This is a genomic window from Paraburkholderia sp. BR13439 (genome assembly GCF_040948805.1).
GTDB lineage: Bacteria > Pseudomonadota > Gammaproteobacteria > Burkholderiales > Burkholderiaceae > Paraburkholderia > Paraburkholderia youngii.
In genome coordinates, this window is the sequence record NZ_JBFPKN010000001.1 from 273769 (window position 1) to 292223 (window position 18455).

Here is an 18455-nt window from a genome sequence, read left to right on the forward strand (position 1 = left end):
CCAAGGGGCGCAGCGCCCCTTTGGCGTTTTTATGGCGTTTTGAAAAGTCCAGAGCAGCAATCTCGCAGTAACGCAGAACCGGAAAAAATCCATGACTGACATGAACAATACGCAGCCCGATAACAGCTACGGCGCCTCGTCCATCCAGATCCTCGAAGGTCTGGAAGCCGTGCGCAAGCGGCCTGGAATGTACATCGGGGATACATCGGATGGCACCGGTCTGCACCACCTCGTGTTCGAAGTGCTCGACAACTCGATCGACGAAGCGCTCGCCGGGCATTGCAACGACATTCAGGTGATCATCCACGCGGACAACTCGATCTCGATCACCGACAACGGCCGCGGCGTGCCGACCGGCCTGAAGATGGACGACAAGCACGATCCGAAGCGCAGCGCCGCCGAAATCGTGATGACCGAGCTGCACGCAGGCGGCAAGTTCGACCAGAACAGCTACAAGGTGTCGGGCGGCCTCCACGGTGTCGGGGTGTCGTGCGTGAACGCGCTGTCGGCGTGGCTGCGCCTCACGGTGCGCCGCGATGGCAAGAAGCACTTCATGGAATTCCACCGTGGCGTGCCGCAGAACCGCGTCCTCGAAGAAATCGACGGCGTGACCACGTCGCCGATGCAGGTGGTCGGCGACACCGAAAACCGCGGCACCGAAGTGCATTTCATGGCCGATGACACGATTTTCGGCAATGTCGAATATCACTACGACATTCTCGCGAAGCGGATTCGTGAGCTTTCGTTCCTCAATAACGGCGTGCGGATTCGCTTGCTCGATCAGCGCTCGGGCAAAGAGGAAGATTTCGCGTTCGTCGGCGGCGTGAAGGGCTTTGTCGAGTACATCAACAAGAACAAGTCCGTGCTGCACCCGAACATCTTTCACATCATGGGTGAAAAGGATGGTGTGGGCGTCGAAGTGGCGATGCAGTGGAACGACAGCTACAACGAAAACGTGCTGTGCTTCACGAACAATATTCCCCAGCGCGACGGCGGCACGCACCTTACCGGCTTGCGTGCGGCGATGACGCGCGTGCTTAACAAGTACATCGCCGATCACGAAGTCGCGAAGAAGGCGAAGGTCGAAACGTCGGGCGACGACATGCGTGAAGGGCTGTCGTGCGTGCTGTCGGTGAAGGTGCCGGAGCCGAAGTTCAGCTCGCAGACGAAGGACAAGCTGGTGTCGTCGGAAGTCCGCGCGCCGGTGGAAGAAGTAGTCGCGAAGGCGCTCGAGGAATTCCTGCTCGAGACGCCTGGCGACGCGAAGATCATCTGCGGCAAGATTGTCGATGCGGCGCGTGCGCGCGATGCGGCGCGCAAGGCGCGTGAGATGACGCGGCGAAAGGGTGTGCTCGATGGGGTTGGTTTGCCTGGGAAGCTCGCGGATTGTCAGGAGAAGGATCCGGCGAAGTCGGAGATTTATATCGTCGAGGGTGACTCGGCGGGTGGGTCGGCGAAGCAGGGGCGTGATCGGAAGTTTCAGGCTATCTTGCCGCTGCGCGGTAAGGTGCTGAACGTCGAGAAGGCGCGTTACGACAAGCTGCTGTCTTCCGAGCAGATCGTTACGCTGATTACCGCGCTTGGATGCGGCATCGGCAAGGAAGACTACAACCTCGACAAGCTGCGCTATCACCGCATCATCATCATGACCGATGCTGACGTCGACGGCGCGCACATTCGGACGCTGTTGTTGACCTTCTTCTATCGGCAGATGCCGGAGATGATCGAGCGCGGGTATATCTATATCGCGCAGCCGCCGCTTTACAAGATCAAGGCGGGGAAGGATGAGCGGTATCTGAAGGATGAGTCGGAAGTTAATGCGCATATTCTTCGGCTCGCGTTGCAGGGGTCGGAGTTGGTGGCTTCTGAAGGGGCGACTCCGATTACTGGGGATGCGCTCGGTGAGTTGGCGCGGTCGTATCTGTTGGCCCAGGCGGTGGTTGATCGGTTGAGCCGACTGTACGACGCTGGCGCGCTCGAGGCGGTGATGGATGGCGTCGCTGTCGATCTCTCCAGCGAGCAGGCGGCTGAGGCTTCGGCTCGCGCGCTCGAAGCGAAGCTGCGGGATGACGCGCTGAAGCCTGATGTGACCGTGACCACGATGTATGACCCGGTGCGAGAGCTGCGCTCGCTGCGCGTCGCGCGCACGCATCATGGGAATCAGAAGATTTCCGTGATCGATGAAGAGTTTCAGCTGACTGCCGATTATCAGCAGCTTGTTAATACCGCTAATACGTTTAAGGGGTTGATTGGGGCTGGCGCTGTGATCAAGCGCGGGGAGCGGAGTATGGCTGTCACCGACTTCAAGAGTGCAATGAAGTGGTTGCTGGCTGACGCTGAGCGGAATATGTCCAAGCAGCGCTATAAAGGCCTCGGTGAGATGAATCCTGAGCAGCTTTGGGAGACGACTATGGATCCGCAAGTGCGGCGTCTTCTTCGGGTGCAGATTGAGGATGCTATTGCTGCTGATGGCATCTTTACTACGCTTATGGGGGATGATGTGGAGCCGCGTCGGGCTTTCATTGAATCTAATGCGTTGAGGGCGGGGAATATTGATGTTTGAAGTGGATGATTGGCCGGGCCGATGATTTAACCGGCGATCGGTGGTTGTCCGGGCCTGCAAGTTGCAAGACTTGCAGGCCCTTTCTTTTTTGCCGCTATCGCATGCCTAAGGGAGAGGCGCTACTCGTCAACCCGTTCGGCTTCTACACCGCCTCGTCTGGGTCGACGGAAGGCGGTGCTCATGATGAGCAGGTGATCGAACAGTGGTTCGGACTGGAAGATGAGCACGGAAATCCGGCGAAGGGGTACAAATTCGACCTGCTCAAGGACGGCATGATGCATACGCCCGGTATGCGTATTTGTTATCGCTGTCTTCACCCAGGCGCCTGTACTTCGCTTTTAACGATATTCGTCGCTACAAAAAATGACGTTAGGTTAACCTCCAACTTATCCACATCGCCCACTGGACAACTCTTGTAAAAGCCGCCGAACACGTTGTGGGCGAAATCTTGATAAAGGCTCAACGTTTACGGGTCCACAAAAAATTCTCCTGGGCTCCGTTAACCTGTCCGCCCGCGCTCCCAAGGGTTATCGATTCCGCAGCGCGTTGTTCCGTAAACGAACTTTCGAGTTATCCACAGCCAAGCGCATCACTTGTTAACTATTACTACGTATACTTATACAAAGACCATAAAAACCAGAGAAGCAAGCCGGAATCCGTGCAACGTATACGCACACGACGACGGCACGATCCCAGCCGCCCGCCCCCTCACCCCAACGGCAAACAAATCTCCGTAACCAACTCCGCAGGCGCCGTCTCCTTCGGATTATTCAAATACTCCTCGAACACCGGCGCATCCGCCGCCTCTCTGCCAGACTGCACGAGCCAGGTCCCATACAGCCACTCATAAGCCGCCCGCATATCGCTATACGGCCCAACATGCCGCAACACCGCATACTCTCCCCCGCGTATACGCGAAACCGAAACCGCCCCACCCATCCCAACAGCCGAAGCCGCTTCAGCCATCACAGGCCCCGGCAACAACACCCCCGCCTTCGACCGCAACGCAGCTTCCTCAACCACCCCCGGATCATCGAAGTAAACCCCGATCATCCGCATCTGCCCCGCAAGCAGATTATGTTTCCCAAGCCACCCAAACAACGCATCGAAAGCCTTGCCGATCTGCATATAAGGCCCGACATGATCGACCGACAGAATCTCCATCGGCTCCACATAACGAATCACGACCTCACGAATCGTCGTCATCTGATCGTCTCCTGAGAGCGCCGGCCGAAACCGGCTATGAGTGCCTTTCCTTCGATACTCCGCCGGCGGCACACCAAACACCGCGCGAAACGTCCGCGAAAACGATTGCAAACTGCTATACCCCGCACGCTCGGCGATCTGAGCAATCGGCATCGAACTATTCGCAAGAAACCCCGCTGCGTGATGCAACCGTAAGCGCCGCACGGTGGTCGCGACCGTCTCGCCATACATCGCCTGATAGATCCGGTGCCAGTGAAATGGCGACAAACAGGCAATCTCCGCCAGCCGTCCGATATCGAGCGGTTCGTCGAGGTGATCGTAGATATGGTCGAGTACGCGTGCGAGTCGCGTTTCGTATCGAGCCCGATGATCTGATTCGTGCATGACTGACTGGACCGCAGAAAATTGGCGCGAGAGGATGCGAACAAGGTACCACGCTGCCGCATGCCAGCCGTTTACCAAAACCTGCGGATTTAACGTAATCCGCGACAAGCGGATTAAGCGCCTGTTGACCGCGCGATGCGCGCGCACAAACGGGAGTGCCCCGGCGCAGCCCCGGTAGGCAGCCAACCCCGGCAACGTGACGCTGCCCCAATTTGGCGCTATCGTGTAGTGCGCACCACCAGCGGCAAGCAGCCCGCAGCATCTAGCCGCCGTTCCCATTCCTATCCGCGTCCGCGCGAAGCAATGGAGCCGCAACCATGAGCTACACCGAATCGATCGGCAGTCGCACATACCGCTTCGCCGATCTGAAAACCGTGCTCGCAAAAGCGAGCCCGCAACGCTCGGGCGACCAGCTCGCGGGCATCGCGGCAGCGAGCGAAGAAGAGCGTGTCGCCGCCAAAATGGCGCTGGCACAAGTACCGCTGCGCACCTTCCTGAACGACCCGCTGATCCCCTACGAAACCGACGAAGTCACCCGCCTGATCATCGACGATCACTCTCCCCAAGCGTTCGCCGAAATCTCTCATCTGACGGTAGGCGACTTCCGCAACTGGCTGCTCAGCACCGCCACCGACACCGACGCACTGACCCGCGTCACACAAGGCCTCACACCGGAGATGGTGGCCGCGGTCTCGAAGCTGATGCGCAACCAGGACCTGATCGCCGCCGTCCGTAAACGCCCGGTCGTCACCCGCTTTCGCAACACGGTCGGATTACCGGGCCACATGTCCGTACGCTTGCAACCGAACCACCCGACCGACGACGTCAAAGGCATCGCCGCCTCGATGCTCGACGGCCTGATGTACGGCTGCGGCGACGCAATGATCGGCATCAATCCCGCCAGCGACAATCTCGCCGCGATCACGAAGCTGCTGCTAATGATCGACGACTTCCGCCAGCGCTATCAGGTGCCGACGCAATCATGCGTGCTGACGCACGTAACCAGCACGATCGCCGCGATCGAAAAAGGCGCGCCGGTCGATCTCGTGTTCCAGTCGATCGCGGGCACGGAGAAAGCGAACGCGAGCTTCGGCATTTCGCTCGCGCTGTTGCAGGAAGCGTACGAGGCGGGGCTGTCGCTCAAACGCGGCACCGTCGGCAGCAATCTGATGTACTTCGAAACGGGGCAGGGCAGCGCGTTGTCGGCGGGTGCGCATTTCGGCGTCGATCAGCAGACCTGCGAGGCGCGCGCATACGCGGTCGCGCGCAGGTTCAAGCCGTTTCTGGTGAACACGGTGGTCGGTTTCATCGGCCCCGAGTATCTGTACGACGGCAAGCAGATCACGCGCGCGGGTCTCGAGGATCACTTCTGCGGCAAGCTGCTCGGCGTGCCGATGGGCTGCGACATCTGCTACACGAATCACGCCGAAGCGGATCAGGACGACATGGACAATCTGCTGACTCTGCTCGGCGTCGCGGGCATCAATTTCATCATGGGCGTGCCGGGCGCGGACGACGTGATGCTCAACTATCAGAGCACGTCGTTTCACGATGCGCTGTACGTGCGCGACGTGCTCGGTTTGCGGCGCGCGCCTGAATTCGAGGAATGGCTGGAGTCGATGCAGATCATCGACGAACGCGGTGCGTTGATCGGCGCATCGGCGCGGCAACCGCTGCTCGAAGGCGCGCGCGACTGGATGGGGATCGCATGAGCGAGAACGACGCACTCGACAAGGACCCGTGGAACGCGCTGCGTCGGTTTACGCAGGCACGCATCGCGTTGGGCCGCGCGGGCAACAGCCTGCCGACCGCGCCGCTGCTCGCGTTCAATCTCGCACATGCGCAGGCACGCGACGCTGTGCATCATCCGCTCGATGCGGACGCGCTTCACGCACAATTGCAAGAACAAGGTTTCAACACGCTCGACGTGCATAGCGCCGCGCCGGATCGCGAGCATTATTTGAGGCGACCTGATCTTGGGCGGCGTCTGTCGGATGAGAGTCGCACCACGCTTGCGCGTCTGCCAACGCAATCAAACGATGTGCTGTTCGTGATCGGTGATGGCCTATCGGCGTTTGCCGCATCGAAGCAGGCTGTACCGTTGCTGCAAGCGATACATCCAAAGCTGGCGGATTGGACCATCGGTCCCGTAGTGGTCGCGCGTCAGGCACGCGTCGCGCTTGGCGACGAGATCGGAGAATTGCTCGACGCGAAAATCGTCGTGATGCTGATCGGCGAGCGGCCGGGTTTGAGTTCGCCCGATAGCCTCGGCATCTACATCACGTACGCGCCGAAAGTGGGTTGCAGCGATGCGCAGCGCAACTGCATTTCGAACGTGCGCCCCGAAGGGCTCGACTATCCGCAGGCCGCGCACAAACTGCACTATCTGCTCACGCAGGCGAGGACGCTGAGACTCACGGGAGTGGGTTTGAAAGACGACAGCGATGATCTGCTGGCAAACGCGCCGACGCACCCAGCCGTGAGCGACGGTTCAACGTAGGGCGCAACGAGCGTAAACCTCGGCCCCACTCACTTTCGCAACAACCTCAACCCATTTCCCACCACCAGCAAGCTCGCACCGACATCGGCGAACACCGCCATCCACATCGTGCCGAAGCCCATCAACGTCAGCACGAGAAACACGCTCTTGATGCCCAGCGCGAGCGAGATGTTCTGCACCAGCACCGCGTACGTCGCTTTCGACAGCCGGATGAACGCCGGAATCTTGCGCAGATCGTCGTCCATCAGCGCGACGTCGGCGGTCTCGATCGCCGTGTCGGTTCCCATCGCACCCATCGCGAAGCCGATATCGGCGCGCGCGAGCGCGGGCGCATCGTTGATGCCATCGCCGACCATGCCGACCGTCGCGCCATCGTCGGACCATTGCGCGATCGTGCCGAGTTTGTCCTCGGGCAACTGATCGCCGCGCGCTTCATCGACGCCGACCTGCTGCGCGATCGCTTCGGCGGTGTGTCGGTTGTCGCCGGTCAGCATCGCGGTGATGACACCGAGCCGCCGCAATTCGGCGACCGCGGCGCGGCTCGTGTCCTTCACCGTGTCGGCCACCGCGAACAGCGCGAGCACGCGCTGCGCGTCGGCGAGCATCACGACGGTTTTGCCCTGCTCTTCGAGCGGATCGAGGCGTGCTTCGAGTTGCGGCGAGCAGCGGCCCAGTTCTTCGATCAAGTGATGATTGCCGAGCCAGTACGCGATGCCATCGATCTCGCCGCGCACGCCGCGTCCGGCGATCGCTTCGAACGCATCCACGTGCAGGTGTTCGACGCCATCATCATTTGCGGCAGCAGCAATCGCCATCGAAACAGGATGATCGGAGCGGCCCGCAAGGCTTGCCGCAAGCGTGCGGTATCGCAACGTTTCACCCGCATCGCCAACCACCTCGAACTGCGTCTGCACCGGCTTGCCATACGTAATGGTCCCGGTCTTATCGAGCGCGAGCCGGGTCAGCTTGCGCCCCTGTTCGAGGTATACGCCGCCCTTGACCAGAATCCCCTTGCGCGCGGCAGCCGCGAGCCCGCTGACGATCGTCACCGGCGTCGAAATCACGAGCGCGCACGGACATGCGATCACGAGCAGCACCAGTGCCTTGTACACCCACGCGTGCCACGCCCCACCGAACACGATCGGCGGTATCAGCGCGACGGCGAGCGCAATCGCGAACACGATCGGCGTATAGACACGCGCAAATTCATCGACGAAGCGCTGCGTCGGCGCCTTCGTGCCCTGCGCCTCCTCGACCGCATGGATGATGCGCGCGAGCGTCGTGTTGCCAGCCGCAGCCGTCACACGGTAGTCGAACGAGCCCGCCTGGTTGATCGTGCCGGCGAACACATCGTCGCCGACGGCTTTATCGACCGGCAGGCTCTCACCGGTGATCGGCGCCTGATCGACGCTCGAACGGCCCGCGACGATATCGCCATCGAGCGCGATCCGCTCGCCCGGCTTCACGCGCACCAGCGCGCCGGGCGCGATCGAGTCGACGCGCACGAGCTGCCACGCGCCGTCGGGCTGCTGCACGCTCGCCTCGGCGGGCGTGAGCCGCATGAGCCCTTCGATCGCGTCGCGCGCGCGGTCGAGCGAGCGCGCCTCGATCAGCTCGGCGATCGTGAAGAGCACCATGACCATCGCAGCTTCGGGCCATTGGCCGAGCAGTGCCGCGCCGGTCACGGCGATGCTCATCAGCGCATTGATGTTCATGTTGCCGTTGCGCAGTGCAACCCAGCCCTTACGATACGTCGTGAGCCCGCAGGAGGCGATCGCGACGACTGCGAGTCCCGCTACTACCCACACAGGTGCACCAAGCCAACTAGCGGCTTCTGAGGTCGCCGCGATCACGCCGGAGAGGATCAACGGCCACCACGGCTTCTGTACGGCGCCAGAAGCCGCAATAGACGCCGCGCTGGCATTGCCAGCGCCGGCATCGCTCGCCAGTTCGGGCGTGAAGTCGAGCGAGCGCAGCGCGGCGAGGACCGGTTCGAGCGCATCCGACGCGTGGACGACGGTCAGGACGCGCTGCATCAGGTTGAAGTCCATGCTGCGCACGTCCGGCATGCGAGCGAGTTTCTTGCGGATCAGCGCTTCTTCGGTCGGGCAGTCCATCTGCAGGATGCGGATCGCGGTGCGCAGGTCGTCGCCGACGGCCTCGGACGCCGGCAGGCGCAGCTGCGTCGGCGTGAACGCGGTGGAGGCGCAGCAGGCGCCGTGAGAGTGACCGTGGTCATGGTCATGGCCATCGTCATGATCGTGTCCTTCATGCCGATGACCACTACCCGCGTCGGCACCATGAACGTGCTCATGCCGATGCGAATGCCCGTATTCCCCATCCGTATCCCTGCCATGAGCATGCTCGTGCCGTGCATCAACCTCGCCGCAAGCCCCGTGGCGACAGGCTTCGCCCACTTCTGGACGATCGGTGGCATAGCGGTTGAGTTCAGGCATTGGTGGCTTCCTCGTGCGATTTGTGGTCTAGTAAACACCTTGAAGCCACTACAAGGTCAAGGCCGCGTGGAGGAAAGGTCCATGAAAATCGGCGAACTGGCGAAAATCGCTCATTGCACGACGGAAACCATCCGTTTTTACGAAAAAGAGCACCTGCTGCCCGAGGCGGAGCGCACCGAAGCCAACTACCGCTGTTACACGGCGAAGCACGTCGAGCGCCTGCGTTTCATCCGCAATTGCCGCGCGCTCGACATGACCCACGACGAAATCCGCGCATTGCTGCGTCTGACCGACGCGCCGGCGAACGGCTGCGGCGGCATGCATACGCTGGTCGAAGAGCACATTGCGCATGTCGACACGCGTATCGAAGAACTGCATCAATTGAAGGCGCAACTGACGACACTGCGCGACCAATGCCACGGCGAGCATCCGGTCGAAGACTGCGGGATCGTGCACGGCCTGACCGACATGGATGTGGCCGTGCCGCGTCCGCGGCATACGCATCTCGGCTGACGCTATGCCGGCCGTCGTCGTGCGCTTCGAAGGCACGACGCGGCGCCGGCGCAACAACCCCATACACGGCAAGGCCGCGCGAGCGACCTTGCCGATCGATCATCGAATCCAGTTGGAGAATCAACGTGTTCACCTGTAGAAACCAGTCCTGCGGCGCGCAGTGGGAGCAATCCGACGTCGTCATCAAGAACGAAGGCCAGGGGCTCCTGTTCCGCTGTCCGCTGTGCGGCGCGCGCAACTACGTCGAGCGTTTCGACGGCGACGACGGCGAGGTGCTGTACGAGCAGCTGCCGGGCCGCCCCGATCAGGGCCCGATGGCCGAGTAATCGCGATTTCTACAGACGACCCTATGAATAGTCCCACCCCCGCCGGCGCCGCATTCAGCGAATTGCCGCTCCCGCCCGCGACGCTCGCGAACCTGACGCAGCTCGGCTACCTCGAGATGACGCCGATCCAGGCCGCGAGCCTGCCGATCGCGCTCGCTGGACATGATCTGATCGCTCAGGCGAAAACCGGTAGCGGCAAGACCGCGGCGTTTTCGCTGGCGCTGCTCGCGCGTCTCGACGCACGCAAGTTCGACACGCAGGCAATGGTGCTATGCCCGACGCGCGAACTCGCCGATCAGGTCACGCAGGAAATCCGCCGACTCGCGCGCGCGGAAGAAAACATCAAGGTGCTGACCTTGTGCGGCGGCACGCCGATGCGTCCGCAGACGGCGAGCCTCGAACACGGCGCGCACGTCGTGGTCGGCACGCCGGGCCGTATCATGGATCACCTCGAACGCGGCACGCTCGTGCTGCAAGCGCTGAACACGCTCGTGCTCGACGAAGCCGACCGCATGCTCGACATGGGTTTCTTCGACGACATCGCGAAGGTCGCGCGGCAATGCCCGAAAGAGCGGCAAACGCTGCTGTTTTCGGCGACGTACCCGGAGGGCATCGCCAAGCTGAGCCAGCAATTCTTGCGAAACCCGAAGGAAGTGAAACTCGCCGAGCGGCACGACGACAGCAAGATCCGTCAGCGTTTCTACGAAGTGACCGAAGACGAGCGTCTGCACGCGGTCGGCCTGCTGTTGAATCACTATCGTCCGGTCAGCACGATCGCGTTCTGCAACACGAAGCAGCAGTGCCGCGATCTGCTCGACGTACTGCGCGCGCAAGGCTTTCATGCGCTCGCGCTGCACGGCGAACTCGATCAACGCGAGCGCGATCAGGTGCTGATCCAGTTCGCGAACCGCAGCTGCTCGGTGCTGGTCGCGACCGACGTCGCCGCGCGCGGCCTCGATATCGCGCAACTCGAAGCGGTGATCAACGTCGACGTGACGCCGGACCCGGAAGTGCACACGCACCGCATCGGCCGCACGGGCCGGGCCGACCAGGAAGGCTGGGCGCTGAGTCTCGCGAGCATGGACGAGATGGGGCGTGTCGGGGGGATCGAGCAGGCGCACAAACGCGACGTCGAATGGCACAAGCTGGCCGAGCTGAAGGCGGCCAGCAACGACCCGCTGCTGCCGCCGATGGAAACGCTGCAGATTCTCGGCGGCCGCAAGGACAAGATTCGTCCCGGCGACGTCCTCGGTGCGCTGACCGGCGACGCCGGTTTCGCGGGCTCGCAGATCGGCAAGATCAACGTGACCGACATGTCGACTTACGTCGCGGTGGAGCGCAGCATCGCGCGCGAGGCGGTGCGCCGGCTCAGCGCGGGCAAGCTGAAGGGGCGCAAGGTCAAGGTCCGTTTGATGGACGAAGCGTGATTCACGCGAAGCGCCGGCTTTCCTTGAAAGTCCGATAACTCGAAAACGGCCGCGTCTGCGGCCGTTTTCGTAGGCAAACCGCTCAGCATCACATTCCTTCATACCTACGCGGTTTCCCGCATTCGCCACCGCCTCCCCACAAACCATGATCCCGCTGGCTTCCCCCGGCGCGCAGCGGCCTACCGCGAGCCATGACGAAAACGCATGCCGCGCATGACAAAGTTTCGATTGTGAGCGTCCTTTGGCTGATGCCTAATCTCCCCACTGGAAGGAACGCGCCGCCGCCGCCGTTTCGTGCGGCCGCCAGCGGCTGAAGAAAGGGAGAAAGTCTTATGCAGAGCGCCATGCAAGCCCGCTCGAAACTGCCGGACGTCGGCACCACTATTTTTACCGTGATCGGCCAGCTGGCCGCGCAACACGATGCATTGAACCTGTCGCAGGGCGCACCGAATTTCGCGCCGGACCCGAAGCTCGTCGACGGCGTCGCGCAGGCGATGCGCGCCGGTCACAACCAGTACGCGCCGATGGCCGGCATCGTCGCGCTGCGCGAAGCGCTCGCGGACAAGGTGGAAACGCTGTACGGCGTGCGCTACGACCCGGCCAGCGAAGTGACGGTGCTCGCGAGCGCGAGCGAAGGGCTCTACTCGACGATCAGCGCGCTCGTGCATCCGGGCGACGAAGTGATCTACTTCGAGCCGTCGTTCGACAGCTATGGCCCGATCGTGCGCCTGCAGGGCGCGAAGCCGGTTGCGATCAAGCTGTCGCTCGATCACTTCCGCGTGAACTGGGACGAAGTCGCCGCGGCGATCACGCCGAAGACGCGCATGATCATCGTCAACACGCCGCACAATCCGACCGCGACGATCTTTAGCGACGCCGATATCGAGCGGCTGAAGGCGCTCACGCGCAACACCGACATCGTGATTCTGTCCGACGAGGTCTATGAGCACGTCGTGTTCGACGGCGCGAAGCATCAGAGCATGGCGCGCCATCGTGAACTCGCGGAGCGCAGCGTGATCGTGTCGTCGTTCGGCAAGTCGTATCACGTGACCGGCTGGCGCGTCGGCTATTGCCTCGCACCCGCCGCGCTGATGGACGAAATCCGCAAGGTCCACCAGTTCATGGTGTTCTCCGCCGATACGCCGATGCAACATGCGTTCGTCGACGCGCTCGCCAATCGCGACAGCTATCTCGGCCTGTCCGACTTCTATCAGAAGAAGCGCGATCTGCTCGCGTATGCGCTGCGCGAATCGCGCTTCGAGTTGTTGCCGAGCGAAGGCAGTTTCTTTATGCTCGCCCGGTTCCGCGGCTTCTCCGATGAAAGCGACAGCGATTTCGTGCTGCGCCTGATCCGCGATGCGCGCGTAGCGACGATTCCGTTGTCGGCGTTCTACACCGACGGCACCGATTCGGGGCTGATTCGCCTGAGTTTCTCGAAGGACGACGCGACGCTGCTCGAAGGCGGACGGCGTTTGTGTGAAATCTGAGCGCGCGAGAGCACACTCCACGTATCGAAGTGATCAAGGTATTCGAAGAAAGAAGGGAGACGTTATGAAGATTCTTAAGTGCTTGTTGGCGCTGGCCTGTGCCGGCGCGTCGCTCGCCACATGGTCGGCCGCCAGCGCAGCCGATACCGCGACGCTGCGTTTCGGCCTCGAAGCGCAGTACCCGCCGTTCGAATCGAAAGGACCGGGCGGCGAACTGCAAGGGCTCGATATCGACGTGGGCAACGCGGTCTGCGCGGCCGCGCATATGACGTGCAAGTGGGTCGAAACCTCGTTCGACGGCCTGATTCCGGCACTGCAGGGCCGCAAGTTCGACGCGATCAATTCGGCGATGAACGCGACCGAACAGCGCCGTCAGGCGATCGATTTCACGACCGTCGTCTATCGCGTGCCGTCGCAGCTGATCGCGCGCAGCGACAGCGGTCTGCAGCCGACGCCTGAGTCGCTGAAGGGCAAGCGCATCGGCGTACTGCAAGGCTCGATTCAGGAGACCTTCGCGAAGGTGCATTGGGAACCGGCCGGCGTGACCGTGCTGCCGTATCAGGACCAGAACCAGGTCTATACCGATCTGACCGCGGGCCGTCTCGACGGCACGCTCGTGCTCGCGCCGGCCGGACAAACGGGCTTTCTGTCGAAGCCCGAAGGCAAGGGCTATGCGTTCGTCGGTCAACCGGTGCGTGACGACAAGATTCTCGGCAGCGGCATCGCATACGGCATTCGCAAGGGCGATACCGCGCTGCGCGATCAGTTGAACGCTGCGATTGCGAAAGTGCAAGCCGATGGCACGGTAAAGACGCTCGCCGCGAAATATCTCGGCAATATCGACGTCAGCGCCAAGTAATCGCGTCGCGTTCGGCCGGCGGCGCCGTTTGCGGGCGGCGGCGCGCGTTCGCTTGTTGGTCGGGCGTTTGACGGCTACGATACGGAGGCTTCGCGAAGTCGCAGACAACGGCGAAGTCGGCGGATCAACCGGAGAGCGCGCATGAGCGAGACGATCGAAGAGGCGAGCGCTGCAAACACCGCACGCGCAAAAGACGCGGACGCGCCGCGCTTCTGGCGTAGCGACGCGCTGCCGTTCATCGAAGCGCGCTCGATCGACGATGGCCGCAAGGTCTGCTACGCCAAGCATTCGCACGAAACTTTTTCGATCGGCGCGGTGACGGGCGGCCGCAGCGTGTATCTGAACCGCCACGCGCGAGAATGGATCGGCGCGGGCGCCGTCGTGATGATGAATCCCGACGATGTGCACGCGTGCAACCCGGTTGCCGGCGAGCGCTGGTCGTACCGGATGCTGCACGTCGACGTTGCCTGGTTCACGAAACTTCAGCACGAGCTGGGCTTCAACGAGAACCATGCGTTCCGCGCGTTCTCGCAGATCATGACGCTCGACGCCGCGTTGTTCGATGGCTTGAACCGGCTGTGCGCGATTCTCGCCAGCAACGATGGCGACATCGACACGCTGCGCAAGGAAAGCGCGGCCATCACTTTCTTCTCGAACGTGCAGCAAACGCTCAATCCGGCGAGCTTGCCCGAGCGTGCCGCGAGCGGCCAGCTCGCGCGTGCCGCGGAGTACATCGCCGAAAACTGCACGCGCGCGCTGAAACTCGACGACGTATGTGCAGCCGCCGGGCTGTCCGCTTCACATCTGATACGCGCATTCAAGCTGCGCTACGGCATGACGCCGCACGCGTATCTGATCAACCGACGCATCCAGTACAGTCGCGCGCAATTGCGGCGCGGCGCGCTGATCGCCGATGTCGCGCTCGATGCAGGCTTCGCCGATCAGGCGCACTTGCAGCGCACCTTCAAGCGGCTGGTGGCGGCAACGCCGGGGCAATATCGCAGCTGAGCATGACGCGGCGTGGTGAAGCCGCATCGGCAAGCAGGCGCGACTCAGGTCACTCCACGAGCAGATACATCGCACTGAGAGCGAGCAGCGCCGCCATCACGCGATTGAACACCCGGACTCGCTTCGCCTCACGCAGATGCCTGCGCAAAAACGTGCCGGCATAGGCCCAGCTCGCGATCGACAGATAGCAGAGCACGAAGTACAGCGCCGCGAATTGCCAGACGAGCCCGCCGTCGCCGCCTGCCGCATATGCGCCCATGCCGGCCAGCGATGCGACCCACGCCTTCGGATTGAGCCATTGCATCGCCGCGCCGTGCGCGAACGACGGCCTGCGCGCCGGCTTGCCCGCGCCGAGCTGACCGTTATCGATGGTGAGCTTGTAGGCCATATAGAGCAGAAAGGCAACGCCCGCCCATTTGACGATCTCGATCAGATTGGGAAAGCGCGCGAGCAATTCGTGCAAACCAAGGCCGATCAACAGAAGCAGCAACGTGAAACCGACCGTCGCGCCAGTGACGTGCCGCAGACTCGCGGCGAGCCCGTGCTGCGCGCCGGCGCTCAGCGCGACGACGTTGACCGGGCCGGGAGAAATGGAACTGGCGAGCGCGAACGCGGCCATCGAAAGTAATGCGGTCATCGGATGCCTCGAAACGTGAGTGTGCGAATGAATTGCGACGCTCAACGGTAACGAGACGGCGAGGGCATGTATTGAAGGAAATTACCCAATCGAAACCAAAACATAATCCGACGATGCGGTGATTCGATAACAAACATGCGTTTGAATTTAGAGCTAATTACGCGCAAACGTTACCCAAAAAATTAATTTCTGAATTATCAGGCAAATTGTACCGATCGATAGCTATGATATGTCCCTATGCAGCGCGCAAGTATTCGGCTCGATAAACAGGCCGAGACCTCGAAAAACCAGCGATACAGGGCTTAACGACTTACGCGCACGAAGTTAAATGCATCGAGCGCGCGGTGAATGCCTTGCATCAGTATCAATAGGCTGTTCCGTTTCTGCTGGAAGCGGCCAGTCGATTGGATGAAGGAGTGCATGTGGGTCCCCATGCGAGCAGGCAGAAAATTGCGGACGAATTGAACGAGCTGTGTCTCGCGTTATTCGACGGTTGGTGCGAGCGCAGGTGCGTGATTCCGCTCGCGTATCTGCTGCACGTTTGGCCGATCGTCGATGCGACGCAGCGCTTGTTCAAGCGACTACGCGACAACCTGCGGGATCTCGAATGCTGGCACCTGAACGACCTGTCCGACGAAGATAGCGGGAGGATTCGCTATCTGCTGAGTGTTCTGTCCCAACAAACCGGAAGCGTAGTGAGCACTTCAACAAACTGACTCCCGCCGTTGGAAACGCAGAGCACATGATCTATCGAAGAAAGGGCCGGTTTCGCCTGCTGGTCGCATGGGGGCGCGGATGGCGGGTGCCGCGCGATGGCGTTATCTACGCCGGATGCGGCGTGGTGCTGGCAATGCTCGCGCTGTGCGGCTACACGCTGTATCAGAGCCGCGAAGATGCGATCGCGCGTGCACTAGATTCAACGCGCGATGTCGCGACGATCACCCAGCGCGACATCGCGCGCAATTTCGAGTTGTACTCCCTGTCGCTGCAGGCCGTCGCCGAGGGCCTCGGCCGTCCGGGCGTGCTCGATTCGCCGCGGTTGTGGCGCGAGATCCTGTTCGATCGCGCGGCGACCGGGCAATACGTCGGCGCGATGGTGGTGCTCGACGCAGCGGGCAACGTCGTGATCGATTCGGAAAACGACGTGCCGCGCAGGGGAAACCTCTCTGACCGCCAGTACTTCAGGATTCATCGCGAAGATCCGAATTTCGGGCTCTATGTCAGCGCGCCGTATAACTCGAGACTCAGACCCGGTTCGCGCAGCATCGCGCTGAGCCGGCGACTGTCGCGGCCGGATGGAACGTTTGCGGGAATCGTCGCGCTCGGTATCGACCAGGAGTATTTCGCTAGCCTGTTCGCGGATCTGAGGATAGGGCAGCACGGCTCGGTGTCGATCGTCAGAACGGACGGCACGATCATCGTGCGACGGCCCGGCGATCGAAACGTAACCGGCACCGATCTCAGCAAGACGGAGTTCTTCGAGCGGCTGCTCGCGAAAGACGAGCGCAGCTTTATCGCGACTTCGCCGCTCGATGGCGTCGAGCGCCTCTACTCGTTCAGACGGATTCCACAATTGCCGCTGATCGTGCTGGTCGCCGATTCGACTGCCGATATCTACGCGGGCTGGTGGAAGCGCGCGCTGACGATCGGTTCGCTGATGCTAATCCTGGGGATCGGCGTGATCGTGCTGGCGGCGTGGCTCGGCGCCGAGTTGCGGCGACGACAGCAGGTGGAGCACGAACTCGAACGGCTTGCCGGCACGGACGGCCTCACCGGCTTGCCCAATCGCCGCGCACTGTGCGAAACGCTCGACCGCGAATGGCTGCGCGCGCGCCGCACCGAAAGCGTGTTGTCGCTGTTATTCGTCGATATCGATCATTTCAAAGCCTACAACGATACGTATGGTCACCAGGCCGGCGACGTCGCGCTGACCGCGGTCGCGCGCTGCATCCGCGGGGTGATCCAGCGGCCGGGCGATTGCGTCGGCAGATACGGCGGCGAGGAGTTCGTCGTGGTGCTGCCGGATACCGACGTGACCGGCGCCGGGGTGGTCGGCGAGAAAATCCGCGCGGCGATCGGCGAGCTGGGCATCGCGCACGAGGGCTGCGGGTTCGGTCGGGTCACGGTCAGCATCGGCGCGACCACGTCTCGGCCGGATCGGGCGACGGATGTCGGAGCCGTCGTTCGGGCTGCCGATGAGGCGTTGTATAGGGCAAAGGCCGGTGGCCGGAATATGGTCGCGCAGACGGGAGTTGGGTGACCGGTCGCTCGTGATGGCTCTCCGTCGGAAATGAAAGGGTTGCGTCGCTTTCGCGTGCAACCCTTTTTAAAATTTCGTGTCGTGCTAACTGACGCTAGCGGTCGACGGCTTAGAACGGGCCAGCGATCACGCGCACCAGCCCACTACGCAGCGGCGGCGCGGCTTCGGCAAAATCGAGATTCACTTTGTTGGAGACGCTCAAGATGCGAGTCTGATCGACCAGTTCAATCAGACCGCCAGCGAGGGCCGCGCCAGCGATCGGCGCCGCACGCGTGCTACCCAGCGATGCTGCCGTGGCCGCGCCAAGAAAGGCACCGCCAAGAGGGGCGCCATATCCGCCAAATGCTTCCTGGGCTGCCGACGGAGCCACCTTGCCGACCTGCAGGATGTTCGCCTGAAGAATGTATTGCGCGTGGTCGGGGTCGCCAACGATGCGATATCCCTTGCCCGAGACGGCCGCCTTCACGTCAGCCGCAATATCGAAATCAGGCTTGTCGGAGGTATTGCGGATCTGCACGAAAACCGTCTTCTTCGAATCGGCGACCGGATCGAGGAAGATCGTGTCCGACATCTTGGTCTGGACATCGAGGTCGTGCTTGCTGATCGCAACCTGGGTCGCCGCACAGCGAAATGAGTAGAGAATGGTCGATATAACCGCGCCCAGAACGCAAAAAGCCCGGTCGCAGTGACCGGGCTTTTTGCTTGAATCTGGTGGTGGGGCGTGAGTGACTCGAACACTCGACCTACGGATTAAGAGTCCGCTGCTCTACCAACTGAGCTAACGCCCCAACAGAAGCGAAATTATGCAGGATATTTTCGAGATTGCCAA

General features: G+C 61.8%; 16 protein-coding genes and 1 tRNA gene. 12 read left to right on the forward strand and 5 right to left on the reverse strand.

The genetic code is table 11. The features are described 5' to 3' along the window. The first annotated feature begins 91 nt into the window (after window positions 1–91). Complete coding sequence (gyrB, locus tag AB3X96_RS01280; RefSeq protein WP_368588301.1) at window positions 92–2563, forward strand: DNA topoisomerase (ATP-hydrolyzing) subunit B; 2472 nt, start codon at window positions 92–94, stop codon at window positions 2561–2563. After that, window positions 2560–2982, forward strand: a complete 423-nt coding sequence (locus AB3X96_RS01285; RefSeq protein ID WP_368588302.1) for a hypothetical protein — start codon at window positions 2560–2562, stop codon at window positions 2980–2982. Before gyrB ends, AB3X96_RS01285 begins: the two co-directional genes overlap by 4 nt. Before the next feature lie 289 nt (window positions 2983–3271). On the opposite strand, the gene AB3X96_RS01290 is transcribed toward AB3X96_RS01285, so the two are convergent. Further along, window positions 3272–4153, reverse strand: a complete 882-nt coding sequence (locus AB3X96_RS01290; protein WP_368588654.1) for a GyrI-like domain-containing protein — start codon at window positions 4151–4153, stop codon at window positions 3272–3274. Window positions 4154–4470: 317 nt separating this feature from the next. On the opposite strand from AB3X96_RS01290, the gene AB3X96_RS01295 reads away from it, so the two are divergent. Both AB3X96_RS01295 and eutC read left to right on the forward strand, forming a co-directional pair. Further along, window positions 4471–5865 (forward strand): ethanolamine ammonia-lyase subunit EutB, encoded by a 1395-nt coding sequence (locus AB3X96_RS01295; RefSeq protein WP_368588303.1) that lies wholly within the window; start codon window positions 4471–4473, stop codon window positions 5863–5865. Further along, window positions 5862–6653 (forward strand): ethanolamine ammonia-lyase subunit EutC, encoded by a 792-nt coding sequence (gene eutC / locus AB3X96_RS01300; RefSeq protein ID WP_176109859.1) that lies wholly within the window; start codon window positions 5862–5864, stop codon window positions 6651–6653. The genes AB3X96_RS01295 and eutC overlap by 4 nt, the downstream gene beginning before the upstream one ends. Before the next feature lie 29 nt (window positions 6654–6682). Here eutC and AB3X96_RS01305 read toward each other — a convergent pair whose 3' ends face one another. Next, the gene (locus tag AB3X96_RS01305; RefSeq protein ID WP_368588304.1) at window positions 6683–8770 is read right to left on the reverse strand and encodes a heavy metal translocating P-type ATPase; all 2088 of its coding nucleotides are present in this window, start codon (window positions 8768–8770) and stop codon (window positions 6683–6685) included. Between the two features lie 420 nt (window positions 8771–9190). Between AB3X96_RS01305 and cadR the strand changes: the two genes are divergently transcribed. The 6 genes from cadR to AB3X96_RS01335 all read left to right on the forward strand — a co-directional run bounded on the left by cadR (window position 9191) and on the right by AB3X96_RS01335 (window position 14729). After that, complete coding sequence (cadR, locus tag AB3X96_RS01310; RefSeq protein WP_368588655.1) at window positions 9191–9622, forward strand: Cd(II)/Pb(II)-responsive transcriptional regulator; 432 nt, start codon at window positions 9191–9193, stop codon at window positions 9620–9622. A 125-nt stretch (window positions 9623–9747) separates the two neighbouring features. Further along, window positions 9748–9948, forward strand: a complete 201-nt coding sequence (locus tag AB3X96_RS01315; protein WP_008918000.1) for a hypothetical protein — start codon at window positions 9748–9750, stop codon at window positions 9946–9948. Between the two features lie 23 nt (window positions 9949–9971). Beyond that, entirely contained in the window at window positions 9972–11375 is a 1404-nt protein-coding gene (dbpA, locus tag AB3X96_RS01320; RefSeq protein ID WP_368588305.1) for an ATP-dependent RNA helicase DbpA, read from the forward strand. Window positions 11376–11707: 332 nt separating this feature from the next. Then, window positions 11708–12862 carry a pyridoxal phosphate-dependent aminotransferase gene (locus AB3X96_RS01325; protein ID WP_368588306.1) on the forward strand — a complete coding sequence of 385 codons (1155 nt, stop codon included), beginning with the start codon at window positions 11708–11710 and terminating at the stop codon, window positions 12860–12862. A gap of 64 nt (window positions 12863–12926) precedes the next feature. Next, complete coding sequence (locus AB3X96_RS01330; protein WP_368588307.1) at window positions 12927–13721, forward strand: ABC transporter substrate-binding protein; 795 nt, start codon at window positions 12927–12929, stop codon at window positions 13719–13721. Window positions 13722–13862: 141 nt separating this feature from the next. Continuing rightward, complete coding sequence (locus AB3X96_RS01335) at window positions 13863–14729, forward strand: AraC family transcriptional regulator (RefSeq protein ID WP_368588308.1); 867 nt, start codon at window positions 13863–13865, stop codon at window positions 14727–14729. Window positions 14730–14778: 49 nt separating this feature from the next. On the opposite strand, the gene AB3X96_RS01340 is transcribed toward AB3X96_RS01335, so the two are convergent. Then, window positions 14779–15366 carry a LysE family translocator gene (locus AB3X96_RS01340; protein ID WP_368588309.1) on the reverse strand — a complete coding sequence of 196 codons (588 nt, stop codon included), beginning with the start codon at window positions 15364–15366 and terminating at the stop codon, window positions 14779–14781. 422 nt (window positions 15367–15788) lie between these two features. Between AB3X96_RS01340 and AB3X96_RS01345 the strand changes: the two genes are divergently transcribed. Together AB3X96_RS01345 and AB3X96_RS01350 are read left to right on the forward strand one after the other, a co-directional pair. Then, entirely contained in the window at window positions 15789–16082 is a 294-nt protein-coding gene (locus AB3X96_RS01345) for a hypothetical protein (protein WP_368588310.1), read from the forward strand. A gap of 26 nt (window positions 16083–16108) precedes the next feature. Continuing rightward, window positions 16109–17626 carry a diguanylate cyclase gene (locus AB3X96_RS01350; protein WP_368588311.1) on the forward strand — a complete coding sequence of 506 codons (1518 nt, stop codon included), beginning with the start codon at window positions 16109–16111 and terminating at the stop codon, window positions 17624–17626. Window positions 17627–17735: 109 nt separating this feature from the next. Here the strand turns inward: AB3X96_RS01350 and AB3X96_RS01355 are convergent, their stop codons facing one another. Together AB3X96_RS01355 and AB3X96_RS01360 are read right to left on the reverse strand one after the other, a co-directional pair. Next, complete coding sequence (locus tag AB3X96_RS01355) at window positions 17736–18377, reverse strand: complement resistance protein TraT (RefSeq protein WP_368588656.1); 642 nt, start codon at window positions 18375–18377, stop codon at window positions 17736–17738. Beyond that, window positions 18339–18414, reverse strand: a tRNA-Lys gene (locus AB3X96_RS01360). The genes AB3X96_RS01355 and AB3X96_RS01360 overlap by 39 nt, the downstream gene beginning before the upstream one ends. Window positions 18415–18455: the final 41 nt, after the last annotated feature.

Coding starts and splice junctions, on each gene's coding strand:
- AB3X96_RS01335 (WP_368588308.1), top strand. CDS start 13,863: ATGAGCGAGACGATCGAAGAGGCGAGCGCTGCAAACACCGCACGCGCA.
- AB3X96_RS01295 (WP_368588303.1), top strand. CDS start 4,471: ATGAGCTACACCGAATCGATCGGCAGTCGCACATACCGCTTCGCCGAT.
- AB3X96_RS01340 (WP_368588309.1), bottom strand. CDS start 15,366: ATGACCGCATTACTTTCGATGGCCGCGTTCGCGCTCGCCAGTTCCATT.
- AB3X96_RS01290 (WP_368588654.1), bottom strand. CDS start 4,153: ATGCACGAATCAGATCATCGGGCTCGATACGAAACGCGACTCGCACGC.
- AB3X96_RS01330 (WP_368588307.1), top strand. CDS start 12,927: ATGAAGATTCTTAAGTGCTTGTTGGCGCTGGCCTGTGCCGGCGCGTCG.
- cadR (WP_368588655.1), top strand. CDS start 9,191: ATGAAAATCGGCGAACTGGCGAAAATCGCTCATTGCACGACGGAAACC.
- dbpA (WP_368588305.1), top strand. CDS start 9,972: ATGAATAGTCCCACCCCCGCCGGCGCCGCATTCAGCGAATTGCCGCTC.
- AB3X96_RS01350 (WP_368588311.1), top strand. CDS start 16,109: ATGATCTATCGAAGAAAGGGCCGGTTTCGCCTGCTGGTCGCATGGGGG.
- AB3X96_RS01305 (WP_368588304.1), bottom strand. CDS start 8,770: ATGGACTGCCCGACCGAAGAAGCGCTGATCCGCAAGAAACTCGCTCGC.
- AB3X96_RS01325 (WP_368588306.1), top strand. CDS start 11,708: ATGCAGAGCGCCATGCAAGCCCGCTCGAAACTGCCGGACGTCGGCACC.
- gyrB (WP_368588301.1), top strand. CDS start 92: ATGACTGACATGAACAATACGCAGCCCGATAACAGCTACGGCGCCTCG.
- eutC (WP_176109859.1), top strand. CDS start 5,862: ATGAGCGAGAACGACGCACTCGACAAGGACCCGTGGAACGCGCTGCGT.